The organism is Paenibacillus sp. J22FR5, from assembly GCF_059691975.1.
Genome location: NZ_JCAUAN010000002.1, coordinates 449,833 through 461,383 on the forward strand (window position 1 = coordinate 449,833; position 11,551 = coordinate 461,383).

Genomic DNA, 11,551 nt, shown 5'->3' on the forward strand with positions numbered 1-11,551 from the left:
ACATGTTTATTGGCGCTCATGTACGTACGCGAGGCGGTTATATGAATGCAGCCAAAACCGCCCTTTCTATTGGTGCAAATACCTTTCAGTATTTTCCGATGAATCCGCGTAGTCTTGCGACGAAAGCTCTCAACCACAAAGATACGAGTGCTTGCGCACAATTGTGTAAAGAAGAAGGTATTCTTTCGATTGGCCATGCACCCTATGCCTTGAATCCTGCTGTAGATGAGCCAGAGCGTGAACTAATGGTTAATCTCCTGAAAAATGGCTTGGACATAACAAATGCCTGTGGTTCTCTTGGACTTGTGGTGCATTTTGGTAAATATGCAGGAAAAGACCCGTTACAAGGCTACAAAAATATAATACAATGTTTGAATAGTGCCACAATGGGTTACACGGGAGCTTCCCTTATTTTGCTTGAAAATCAAGCAGGGGAAGGATCACAACTCGGACTAACGATGGAAGAAATGGTACAGGTTCGCAAGCTTTGTGATAATCCGGAGAAGATTGGCTTCTGTTTGGACACTTGTCATGCCTATGCAAGCCGTCTTTGGCAAGGTTCAGATTGGTTGGAGCTGGAATCGAAGGGAGATCAGTTAGATTATTTGCCACATTTGAAGGCTGTTCATCTGAATGATTCGGTGTATCCCTTGGGATCACGTCGGGATCGACATGCCAATATTGGTGCGGGTCATATCGGAACTGCGAATTTCCAAAGTCTATTAGAATCACCCTTTTTACAGGACATTCCGATTGTTCTTGAGACAGGTGCTGGACCTGACGGCACGCATCGGGATGAGATTGCGCTCGTAAAATCGTTGCTGGAAAGGAAATGTGAGGATGATTCATGTATACTTAGATGATTCGCGTCCTTGTCCCCAAGGATTTGTCTTAGCTAATGATGCGAAAGAATGTATCACGTTGCTCAAAGAATGTGAGGTAGACATTTTATCCTTGGATCATGATCTGGGTTGGATGTCGAAGCAAACAGGCATGGATGTTGTCATTTGGTTGATTGGGCAGCGTAAATTTCCAAGAACAATTTATATTCATACATCAAGTCCATCTGCTTGCACGCAGATGTATCAGATGCTGTATGCTGTCAAGCCCGATGGTATGGGTTTATATGCGCATCGGATGCCTGACGAAGTCCTGTTGGGAGTTGCACAAGGTACATATCCAAGTAAAACGTAATGCGAAAGGAAACGAACTTATGATTCATTTATCCGGTATACACTTTATACGGGGAGAACGCCATATTGTAAACGATGTGAATGTACATATCGAATCCGGTGAACACTGGGTATTGCTGGGCCGTAATGGCTCAGGTAAAACGACGCTGCTGGAAATGATGAATGGCTATGAATTTCCGAGCCGTGGTACGGTTGATGTACTTGGAAATCGGTACGGTCAGTGTGATGTTAGGGAAGTGCGTAAAAAAATCGGCTATATATCCCAATCGCTTTTTGAAAAATTGAACTTGAATGACTCTGTCCTCGAGGTTGTGGCAACGGGCGAATACGCGTATCTTCGATTTTATCAAGAAATTCCGCAGGAAGTGAAAGATCGTGCACTCGTGATGCTGGAACGCGTTCGCATTCCACATCTCGCAGATCAACCACTAGGGAGCCTATCACAAGGTGAACGTAAAAAAGTCATGCTTGCCAGATCCTTGATGATGAACCCATCCATCTTGATCATGGATGAGCCTGCGGCTGGTCTGGATTTATTTGAGAGAGAACGGTTTTTATCTGATGTAAATGATCTAAGCAAACAAGATGTAACGGTTGTTTATGTGACCCACCATATCGAAGAAATTATGCCTTTATTTACGCATGTTGCAATTATCGAACAAGGTGAATTGATTGCCTCTGGACGTAAGGAAGATGTATTAACACCAGAGCATATTCATCAGGCTTTTGGCATTCATGTGTCACTGGAATGGTTTCAAGATCGTCCGTGGATCAAGGTTATTGAAGACAAGTAAGCTTAATAAGCGAGCCAGCTAAAATGAATGTAGATTACTTAAAGGATGCGGCTATGACACAATTAACGACCTATATTGGAACCTCGAATCATGGGTTCGCGCAATATGCTCAAGATGAACTACGCAAGTTATTTCCACTCACGAAATTTACATTATTGGTACCAACCGAAGTGTTCTATTTTCAGGTTCCTGATGATACCGCAGATGTCATTCCGACATTGCAAGAGAATGAACCGATTTTTCTTCGACATGTTCAACCTGTTCATCAAGAATGGGAGCTTAGCCGCACGGATGCTGATATTGCGCATTTGACGGCATGGCTTCGAGAAGCCTATGCGGCTGGTTTATTTGGTTTCGGTGAGAAAATTGCAACGCAAATTCGTAAAGAAGAGCGGGCAGATGTCCCCTACGCTCCTTTTGCCATTAAGGCTGCATTCGATGAAATCCTCGTATCGGAATGCGGAGGCGAACCCGTTGTCCGTTACGCGGACCACATTATTTCGGTGTACATTAGCGCCAAAAAGCTATACATCGGTATATCGAAGCCACAAGAGAACCTGTCGGACTGGTCTGGCGGTGCGATCCGCTTCATGAAGGAAGAGGATCAAATTTCACGGGCGAAATTTAAGCTTTTGGAAGCAGAGCAGCGTTTCGGCATTGATTTCAGTGTCGCTCGCAAAGCGATTGATATTGGGGCTGCACCTGGCGGATGGACGTCTTTGCTGCTAGAACGCGGTCTGAAAGTAACAGCGATTGACCCCGCTGCGATGAACCCTCGTCTTCTTGGCAATCCTCTGCTGACATTCCTGAAGAAAAATGCAGGTGATGTGAAGCTGCGCGAAAATGAGTTTGATTTATTGGTTTGTGACATGAGCTGGGATCCTCGGCAAATGGGACGCCTCGTGGCGGATTTACTGTTCTCTTTGCAAAGTGGGGGGACAGCCATTATCACGGTGAAACTCATGCATAAAAAACCCTTTCAAACGGTTCGTGATATCCTGCGCATGTTTGAAGATTCACTGTTCCTTTTGAAAGCAAAGCAGTTGTTTCACAATCGGGAAGAACTCACTCTCTACTTGCAGAAAATATAAAATGTGGAAAAATAGCTAGATTTTCCAATAACCCTCCCTTATAATCAAGAGCAAGTTATCTTGCGAATAAGAGGGGGTTTTTATGTTATCGTGATGCAAACACCACAGTGGCAAGGTTCAATAGTAGGAGGGAGATACCAACTCGTATCTTTGCTCGGACAAGGCGGTATGAGTCGGGTGTATCTCGCGGAAGATCAGAAGCTAAAGGGGAAGCGCTGGGCAGTTAAGGAGTGTTTGTCTACGGATTTCGATGCGGCGACCTTCATGGAAGAAGCAGAAATACTTGCCAAGCTGGGGCACGCCCAACTGCCCCAGTTAGTGGATTATTTTATTACAGCGGATGGAAAAGGCTACTTGGTTATGGATTATATCGAAGGTCCTACACTTCAGGAGTTATTCGAAAAGAAACATCACGATTTGCCGATATCCCAAATTGTTCAAATTACTTTTCAACTGCTTGATATTTTCCATTACTTACACACGTTTCAGCCTCGACCGATCATTTACCGCGATCTGAAGCCCTCCAATGTCATGCTCAACGAACACAATCAAGTCCGATTAATTGATTTTGGTGTCGCCAGACAATTCAAACAAGGTCAAGCCTCTGATACGATGCAAATGGGGACGATTGGTTTTGCTGCTCCTGAACAATATCTAGGTCTACAAACGGATGCCCGTACGGACCTCTACACTCTTGGAGCAATGCTGTATTACATATTATCCGGTGGTCATTATGCGTATAGCAAGCCCAAGCCATTGGAACTGCTTAAAGAAGGGATACCGGAATCCTTACGCACAACGGTTCATTTTCTTCTACAAGATCAGCCTCAGAACCGATGTCAAACTGCAATGGAAGTGAAGCTGCGACTTCGTTCCATTTACCCCGAAGCATCAGCATTCTCAACAGATTTAAAACGACAACGAACACCTCTCGCATCTACCGTGAACGACAAATTAATTGTGATTGGTGGGTTGTTTGCCGGCGTAGGTGCGACATTCACTGCAGTAACCTTAGCCAGAATCTTACACGCCCTGCAAATCCCCAATGCGCTTGTTGAGCAACCGACGATTGAACCCGATTTGTATATGTTACTTTTCGGTGATCGACATGCCCCCAGCCCGTACAACTTCCCTTCCGAGCACATTCGTGACTCATCTTTCACAAACTCAACACCATGGAACAACGGTTTTACCACTTGGGTACCCATTCATCCTGATGGATTTGACGGCATATGGCAGGCTTCACATGCTTTTAAGCTTCTACACATGATCAAAAAGCCGATTGTCCTTTGGGACATATCGACTCAGTGGGAGCATCCTTCTGTACAGGAGCTTTGTCATAGTGCGGATGAGATCATCGTGATTGTAGATAGCTCGCCTGGAAAGTGCAGTCGCCCCAGCTCGCGCAAGCTTATCCAGCAATACGAATCCTATCAGCAGCGTGGTAAAAAGGTGCATTACATTGCGAATGGAGTGTTATCCGAACATTTTAGAAGGGAATGGCAGGATTCACTTCCATCTTTACCGCTGTGCTCGATACCAGAAATTCCTAGGTCAGACGTGATGCAAGCCGTTTGGAAGGGGGATTGCATCCAGGATCAGCCCCAATATTCGAACGTTTTGTACGAAGCCATGAAACCGATCCTCCGCGAAATTCTCCCCAACATGAACCTTAGTCAACTTGGTCGGAAATCAAGGAAATCGCTATTTTCCTGGTTCAGTAAGCACGGTTAGTGCTTTTATTTAGTTGATAAATCGTCCATGCTAGAAGGGTAGCGAAACAAGACCATAATAAATACGGAACCAATAGCCAAGCAGCTAGCTTGGAATATGGAATTGTTGCATAAATTAACAAAAACGTTGTTATTGCCACAATCGCGGTGTCTAGGAAGGCTAATCGTAAGTTTTTTAATTTGAATTCGAAAAAGGTGAATGCTTGATTGGCAACATAATTAACCAATAAAATCAAAACATAACTTGAAGATGCTTCTTGAAATCCATCGGTTTTCGTATACACAATGGCGGCTGATGCTGAAATAAAAACATATAAGATCGCCCAAGCGACTGCGAATAGTTTAGCTGGCGGGTACCAACTTGGTTTTTTCAATGTGGCGTAAAAGGAGAGATCTGTAGGGAATAATACGCCGGAAATAGTGAAAAGGGCATAAGTGATTAAGAACACGATGATGAACGTAAACACATCGAATCACCTCCTATTAGTAAGTGTAGCTTGTATTACTATATTACACACGTGGGATAAGTTATAACCAAAACTAGCCAAAAGTGTGGTATGATGAGTCATATTTTGTAAGAGAAGAATGAGGGGGAAACAGGCATGGAGCAACGATATTCAAGAGAATCCAGATGTTTCAAAACATCGCGTATTTTTCCAACCGACGTGAACAATCATAATACGTTATTTGGTGGTAAGTTGATGTCTTATATTGATGACATTGCTTCCATAGCGGCGCATAAACATTGTCGGAGGTCGGTCGTGACGGCATCTACGGATTCGGTTGACTTTTTATCACCGATTCACACGTCAGATTCCGTATGTTTAGAGTCTTTCGTAACTTGGACAGGCAAAAGCTCGATGGAGGTTTTCGTCAAGGTCGTAACCGAGGATCTGAAGTCAGGTGCAAGAAAAATTGCAGCGACCTCTTTCCTTACTTTTGTTGCCCTGGATGAAAATAAAGTGCCGGTCGAAGTGCCGGATGTTATACCGGAAACAGAAGAGGAGAAAAAGCTTCACGAATCCGCTCCGCATCGTGCTGAGATGAGACGAATCCGCCGTGTGGAAAGTAAGAAGCTGGCTAGCTTTTTTACGATGAAATACCCGTGGGAATAAAGGGATTGATTTATCAGGGAAATGTGGTACAATTTGGTTAATTGAAAATCGGACAAGCGGAAGCACCGCTGATTGTAGAGATCATACTCTATCGTCGGCGCGTGCTTTTTTGTTGTTCCGAAACAGGCAGGAGGGGAAGTATGAGAGCTGAAACGATCACTCGCGTGGCGATTGTACTCGCTGTTATGAGTTGTGTGCTCATTGGCAGTGGTGTTTATGTGAAGTTTGCTGGTTAGTTCCAGGTAAAGAGGAGGAGAAGATGAAATGAGAAAACTTCAACTGTATGTCTTAGATGACGACATGGCCTATGCCGAGCGATTAGTATTATACATCCGAGCGACAGAGTACGCTGACTGCGTGCAAGTTAAGCTTTTTTCGCAAGTGGATCTCCTGCTGCAGGTGTTGGAGGATCCACACATCAAAGGTGTCTTATTGTTATCTGAAGCCTACTATCCGTTATTGCAGTCACAACACACTTCGTTATACATGATGTTTTTGAGTGAAAATATCACGAATTCCAATGGGGCAGAAAACGTACTTCCATTCTTATTCCGCTTTCAACCGCTTCACCAGTTGCTCTCTCGTATTCAAGCGTTATATACGGAAGGCGTTTCATGTAATCCTCGTCCTTCCAATGCCAATCAAACACGCATAATGTCCGTCTATAGCAGCAGTGGCAATACGGGTAAATCTATTACGGCTGTTCATATGGCAAAGCAGCTAGCATTTCGAGGAGAGCGTGTCTTGTATTTGAGCTTGGAGACGGTGAGTGCAGCTTCTCTTTGGTTGCAAGGAGAATCCGGTCGACTATCTCAGCTCCTGTATTACTTAAAAGGCACACCTGAGTCAATAGGGCAGAAGCTGGAGCTATTAAAATCACATGATGCCACTCGCCGATTCGATTATTTGACACCTCATGAGCAAATGAGAGAGATGCAAGAGATGAGCGGTGATCATGTCAAACGACTGATAACGGCTATTGTGGGCTTGTCGGTCTACGATACGCTCATCATTGACCTTGAAGCGTCGGTTCATCCGAGAGTCGTCAAAAGCTTAGAAATGAGCGACTCGATCATTTGGCTGGTCCGAGATGATTGGCATGATGCGTTCAAAACAAAGTCGCTTTATAAACAATTGAACGCATTTCCTCATATTCACTTTGTCATGACGAGCTTTAGGGGAAATCAAACCAATACATTCGATTTTCTTGATAAAACTATGACGTACAAGCTCCCTTATATTCCTGAATGGAAAGTGATGAGTTCGGCAGAACAAGTCTGGCAATCGGATATCTTTTCCGAACAAGTGTATGGCATGCTGAGAGCTGTCTTAAATAAGAACGCTGTTACTCTAAAGGAAGGAGCTGCTTCTCACTTTGAATCAAGAGTTGTTTAATGAATTAAAAAGAGAGATTAAAGAAAATCTCGACCTTTCTCATGAGGTTAGTGACGCTCAGTTACTCGGGAATGTTGAAGAAACGATCTTTCGCGTTGCGAACGAATATGGATGGACTTCGACCGAAATGCATGCGGGGGTTAAACGGATTTTTGATAGTTTTCGAGGATTGGATATTCTCCAACCACTGATTGATGACCCGACAGTGACAGAGATCATGGTGAATGGTCACACGTGTATTTTCTTTGAACGTCTTGGCTCGGTTGAACGCTATCCGTATGAATTGGAAAGTGCAGAAAAGCTAGAGGATCTCATTCAAATGATTGTCGCCAAAGTGAATCGGATCGTGAATCAAGCCACACCAATTGTTGATGCTAGATTGAAAGATGGATCACGCGTGAATATCGTGCTTCCCCCAGCTTCGTTAAGCGGTCCTACCTTAACCATCCGTAAATTTCCTGCCAAGCCAATGGAGATGCGTGATTTGATACACATGGGAAGTATTTCGGAAGAAGCTGCTGAGATGCTGAAAATCATGGTTGAGTCTGGATTTAATCTATTTGTAGGTGGTGGCACGGGGTCAGGGAAGACGACATTTCTAAATGCGCTGAGTGCTTGGATTCCTGAACATGAACGGGTCATCACAATCGAAGATTCAGCGGAGCTTCAGATTCAATCTGTACCGAATCTAGTCCGAATGGAAACGAGAAATGCGAATACCGAAGGGAAGGGAGCTATCACGATGCGAGAGCTGATTCGCTCTTCACTACGGATGCGTCCCAATCGCATTATTGTAGGCGAGGTGCGAGGAGCAGAAGCGTTGGATATGCTAGCTGCGATGAATACCGGACATGATGGAAGCTTAAGCACGGGTCATGCAAACACTTCACTGGATATGCTGAGCAGGCTGGAGACGATGGTGTTGAGTGCAGCGCCGCTTCCCATTGAAGTGATTCGTAAACAGATAGCGTCAGCTCTAGACGTGATTGTACATATTTCCCGTATGCGTGATCGATCACGGAAGGTAACAGAGATTCATCAGGTCGTTGGTTTGAAAGATGGGGAAGTCCAACTGCAGCCGTTGTTTCTCTTTGAAGAGAGCGGGGAAACTCCTGATGGTAAGATCATTGGAGCGCTCAGATTTACGGGTCAGACACTTGCCAACCAACACAAAATTAGCATGGCGGGTAAAAAGCTTCCTGGTTGGTTTATACGTCATTCGGTTGGGTGTGAGGCCGTATAATGGTGTGGTTGCTGCTAATCTTGATAAGCGGTGGAAGTTGGTTATTACTTGTATATCTTGAACGCCGAAAATCTCCTAACAAACACAAAGTAAACTCCCCAAAACAGAAATCATCCATTTTTCCTTTCATCGATTACGACCAGTACCAATTAACCTCCAAAGAGCGAATAGCGGCTATTCTCATGCTAGCTTCACCGGCATTCATGATCGGTTATATTTTTTATCAAAATATCATCCTCGCTGTAGCTTTAGCATCCACAGGTTTTTTGTTTCCACGAGTTCGTCGGCAGCAATTAATCCAAAAACGCAAAAACATGCTGTACGTCCAATTTAAGCAAGCACTCAGCTGTCTATCCTCCTCCATGACTGTGGGGAAATCGATTGAATCGGCGTTTCGAGAAGCTTGGGAGGATTTGAAGCTGTTGTATCCTGATCCTGCCTGTCTTATCGTCGTTGAGTTCGGCATGATTTGCCGAAAAGTTGAAAATGGCGAACCCATTGAGGTAGCGCTTAAACATTTTGCAGATCGAAGTCATTTAGAAGATATTCAGAGTTTCACCGACGTCTTCCTGACTTGTAAGCGAACGGGAGGTAATTTAGTTGACGTGATGAAGCGAACAGCAACGGTTATCGCTGAAAAGCTAGAAATAACACAAGACATTTCGGTCATGATCGCTCAGAAACGTTTTGAATCGAGAGTGCTTGTTGTTGCACCTATTGCGATTGTAGCTGTGCTTGCCTTCTCATCGCCAGATTATATGGTTCCACTTTACAAGGGTAGCGGAATCCTTATCATGACAGTCTGCCTATTATTGCTTGGAGCTTGTTACGTACTCACTCAAAAAATAATGAATATCAAGGTGTAACATGTGGATGTGGTTATTGGGTATGGCACAAATTGTTGTAGTAATGACTTTACAAGTGATCGGGTGGAGGACATATGGGGCACAGCTTCAATCACAAGACTATCCGTTTAGGCTGCGGATGCTCTTTCCGTTCAGTAACTACTTGATCGACAAGCTCCGATTGTTGGAGAGGTTTCCTGATTTCACGTCGAAAATCCATCATAAATGTATGACTTTGTACGGTAGGAGCTTGTCTTCGCAGGGAAGCAAGTGGTTTATGGCTGAGCTCATTTCTGCCGGCACCTTGTGCTTATTCGCCGTAACACTCCTTGCCATTCTTGCTGGTGGGGACAGCTCATTATTTGCATTTGGTCTGGTAACTACGCTTGGTACTCCCCTGATGATGGTCCGTGATTTAGATATCAAAATTCGCAAAAAGCAGCAAAGGATGATCCTTGAGCTTCCTGAATTTTTGAGCACCATTGTGCTCTTGGTGAATGCGGGAGAGACGGTTAACCGTGCCTGGATACGTTGTGTTCAAGCTAAGCCGAATATGTCGGATTCTCCGCTTTTCAAAGAGTTACTTGTTGCTGTGCATGAGCTGGAGATGAATATTTCGTTCACGAAGGTGTTAGAGGATTTCAGTAAACGATGTGCGTTACATGAAGTGTCTTTATTTACGTCGACGCTCGGGCTGAATTATAAAAGGGGAGGCAATGACTTTGTCGTCGCATTGCATTCACTTTCGTTGGAGCTCTGGCAGCGGAGGAAGAGTGTATCTCGAACTTTAGGAGAGGAAGCATCTTCCAAGTTAGTTTTCCCCATGGTGCTCATTTTTGTTGTGGTGATGGTGATTGTAGCTGCACCTGCGTTACTTATGATGAATCAATAGGAGAGGGATGTTGAAATGAAAGCCATATTTGAATGCTTTAAACGTGTATGGAAAGAGGAAGAAGGACTGGGAACGTTAGAAATATTATTGATTGTTGCGGTGCTCGTAGCGATAGCGATCATATTCCGAAAATGGATCGTGTCGTGGTTTCAAAAGTTGATCGGAGAAGCGAATTCTGATCTGAAGGATAACAGTGCGGTAGCACCCTGTGCACCTAGCCCAACTACAAGCTGTGCGCCTTAATCCGCTCCATCGGTTCACTAGAAATGAGCAGGGTACCTTTACCTTAGAAGCTTCTCTCGTATTTCCTACAATTCTGATATGTACGGTGACGTTGTTGTTTGTTGGTATGTATGCGTACCAGCACGTTTACATACAGCAGCTAGCACGATCAGCGGCAGAAAAGCTTGCATTTACATGGAATAACAGCCACAAAGATGTGAAGACAGGAAGCTTTAATCCGCAGGAAAGGGATAGTTTGTACTGGCGGTTAATCCAGGACAATGTGAGCGATTTATTTGGCTTGTTAAATGGGAGTGGTGGGACAGCCATTACACTTCCAGCGTATCAGGTAAATGGACTTGTGGAGACAAAGCTGGCAAAAGCCGCTGGCCTACTCCCGCAGGGAGTTACAGGTAGCGCAACGTATACGAATTATCTTTTAGATCATCAAATTGAAGTGGCTGTTAAAAAGTCTTTTCTTATGCCAGCGATCCTTAGTAAATGGAAGTATACTGCTCAAACGGAAGGTAGGGCTGTTGCACACGTAGTAGATTCAATTGAGCTAATCCGGACCATAGATTTGACACGCACCTATTTGCCGACGTTGGTTGGTCGGATTTCTCCCCAGAAAGCAAAAGCAGCTCTTGTAGAGCCTGTGAAGAGTGATTTATCGGGTCCTGGCGTCACCATCCAATCAGAACGTCAGGCATCCACTTATTTGAGATCACTGGTTGGTGGTACGGAGGTTGTGCGGACTACGGTTTCTGGTAAAAGTAGAAAAATCGATGCTTTAGACGCACGCGGGATTGGTCATCAAGCCTTTTATAGTTTGACGGAAGCCCAGCTAAGGGCTGAACAGCTGCCAAAAGACGTCGAGTTGCTTCAGCATGATCCGACGGTGAAAGGTATTGTCTGGCACTTTTTTAAGAAGGACGCCAGCGGCAAAGGGATGCCTTCAGCTGCTTTTCGCAAAGAACTCGAACGCAAAGGGATTGTAGTGGTTATTCACAATTAGAAAGAGGAGAGAC

At 44.5% G+C, this 11,551-nt stretch carries 13 protein-coding genes; 12 read left to right on the top strand and 1 reads right to left on the bottom strand.

Annotated elements, in window-relative coordinates; all coding sequences use genetic code 11:
- Positions 1-2 precede the first annotated feature (2 nt).
- From AC58P7_RS05345 to AC58P7_RS05365, 5 genes are all read left to right on the top strand, one after another.
- Positions 3-863 (top strand): deoxyribonuclease IV, encoded by an 861-nt coding sequence (locus AC58P7_RS05345; protein WP_497340558.1) that lies wholly within the window; start codon positions 3-5, stop codon positions 861-863.
- Positions 841-1,194 (top strand): cyclic-phosphate processing receiver domain-containing protein, encoded by a 354-nt coding sequence (locus tag AC58P7_RS05350; protein ID WP_497340560.1) that lies wholly within the window; start codon positions 841-843, stop codon positions 1,192-1,194. The genes AC58P7_RS05345 and AC58P7_RS05350 overlap by 23 nt, the downstream gene beginning before the upstream one ends.
- Positions 1,195-1,213: 19 nt before the next feature.
- The gene (locus AC58P7_RS05355) at positions 1,214-1,987 is read left to right on the top strand and encodes an ABC transporter ATP-binding protein (RefSeq protein ID WP_497340562.1); all 774 of its coding nucleotides are present in this window, start codon (positions 1,214-1,216) and stop codon (positions 1,985-1,987) included.
- A 53-nt stretch (positions 1,988-2,040) separates the two neighbouring features.
- On the top strand, positions 2,041-3,078 hold the full coding sequence (locus AC58P7_RS05360) for an SAM-dependent methyltransferase (RefSeq protein WP_497340564.1): 1,038 nt from the start codon (positions 2,041-2,043) through the stop codon (positions 3,076-3,078).
- A 93-nt stretch (positions 3,079-3,171) separates the two neighbouring features.
- Positions 3,172-4,812: a serine/threonine protein kinase gene (locus tag AC58P7_RS05365; protein ID WP_497340915.1), complete on the top strand. Its 1,641-nt coding sequence runs from the start codon at positions 3,172-3,174 to the stop codon at positions 4,810-4,812.
- Here the strand turns inward: AC58P7_RS05365 and AC58P7_RS05370 are convergent.
- Positions 4,796-5,278, bottom strand: coding sequence for a TspO/MBR family protein (locus AC58P7_RS05370; RefSeq protein WP_497340566.1), 483 nt, complete (start codon positions 5,276-5,278; stop codon positions 4,796-4,798). The genes AC58P7_RS05365 and AC58P7_RS05370 overlap by 17 nt on opposite strands.
- Positions 5,279-5,413: 135 nt before the next feature.
- On the opposite strand from AC58P7_RS05370, the gene AC58P7_RS05375 reads away from it, so the two are divergent.
- The 7 genes from AC58P7_RS05375 to AC58P7_RS05405 all read left to right on the top strand — a co-directional run bounded on the left by AC58P7_RS05375 (position 5,414) and on the right by AC58P7_RS05405 (position 11,538).
- A complete protein-coding gene (locus AC58P7_RS05375; RefSeq protein WP_497254694.1) occupies positions 5,414-5,926 on the top strand; it encodes an acyl-CoA thioesterase in 513 nt (170 codons plus the stop codon).
- Positions 5,927-6,190: 264 nt separating this feature from the next.
- Positions 6,191-7,321: a P-loop NTPase family protein gene (locus AC58P7_RS05380; protein ID WP_497340568.1), complete on the top strand. Its 1,131-nt coding sequence runs from the start codon at positions 6,191-6,193 to the stop codon at positions 7,319-7,321.
- Positions 7,302-8,564 carry a TadA family conjugal transfer-associated ATPase gene (locus AC58P7_RS05385; protein ID WP_497340570.1) on the top strand — a complete coding sequence of 421 codons (1,263 nt, stop codon included), beginning with the start codon at positions 7,302-7,304 and terminating at the stop codon, positions 8,562-8,564. The genes AC58P7_RS05380 and AC58P7_RS05385 overlap by 20 nt, the downstream gene beginning before the upstream one ends.
- Complete coding sequence (locus AC58P7_RS05390; RefSeq protein ID WP_497340572.1) at positions 8,564-9,430, top strand: type II secretion system F family protein; 867 nt, start codon at positions 8,564-8,566, stop codon at positions 9,428-9,430. Before AC58P7_RS05385 ends, AC58P7_RS05390 begins: the two co-directional genes overlap by 1 nt.
- Before the next feature lie 22 nt (positions 9,431-9,452).
- The gene (locus AC58P7_RS05395) at positions 9,453-10,301 is read left to right on the top strand and encodes a type II secretion system F family protein (RefSeq protein WP_497340574.1); all 849 of its coding nucleotides are present in this window, start codon (positions 9,453-9,455) and stop codon (positions 10,299-10,301) included.
- 15 nt (positions 10,302-10,316) lie between these two features.
- Positions 10,317-10,544: a Flp1 family type IVb pilin gene (locus AC58P7_RS05400; RefSeq protein WP_497340576.1), complete on the top strand. Its 228-nt coding sequence runs from the start codon at positions 10,317-10,319 to the stop codon at positions 10,542-10,544.
- Positions 10,545-10,629: 85 nt separating this feature from the next.
- Positions 10,630-11,538 carry a TadE/TadG family type IV pilus assembly protein gene (locus AC58P7_RS05405; RefSeq protein WP_497340578.1) on the top strand — a complete coding sequence of 303 codons (909 nt, stop codon included), beginning with the start codon at positions 10,630-10,632 and terminating at the stop codon, positions 11,536-11,538.
- The last annotated feature ends 13 nt before the right edge of the window (positions 11,539-11,551 follow it).

Coding starts and splice junctions, on each gene's coding strand:
- AC58P7_RS05345 (WP_497340558.1), top strand. CDS start 3: ATGTTTATTGGCGCTCATGTACGTACGCGAGGCGGTTATATGAATGCA.
- AC58P7_RS05350 (WP_497340560.1), top strand. CDS start 841: ATGATTCATGTATACTTAGATGATTCGCGTCCTTGTCCCCAAGGATTT.
- AC58P7_RS05355 (WP_497340562.1), top strand. CDS start 1,214: ATGATTCATTTATCCGGTATACACTTTATACGGGGAGAACGCCATATT.
- AC58P7_RS05360 (WP_497340564.1), top strand. CDS start 2,041: ATGACACAATTAACGACCTATATTGGAACCTCGAATCATGGGTTCGCG.
- AC58P7_RS05365 (WP_497340915.1), top strand. CDS start 3,172: ATGCAAACACCACAGTGGCAAGGTTCAATAGTAGGAGGGAGATACCAA.
- AC58P7_RS05375 (WP_497254694.1), top strand. CDS start 5,414: ATGGAGCAACGATATTCAAGAGAATCCAGATGTTTCAAAACATCGCGT.
- AC58P7_RS05380 (WP_497340568.1), top strand. CDS start 6,191: ATGAGAAAACTTCAACTGTATGTCTTAGATGACGACATGGCCTATGCC.
- AC58P7_RS05390 (WP_497340572.1), top strand. CDS start 8,564: ATGGTGTGGTTGCTGCTAATCTTGATAAGCGGTGGAAGTTGGTTATTA.
- AC58P7_RS05395 (WP_497340574.1), top strand. CDS start 9,453: ATGGCACAAATTGTTGTAGTAATGACTTTACAAGTGATCGGGTGGAGG.
- AC58P7_RS05400 (WP_497340576.1), top strand. CDS start 10,317: ATGAAAGCCATATTTGAATGCTTTAAACGTGTATGGAAAGAGGAAGAA.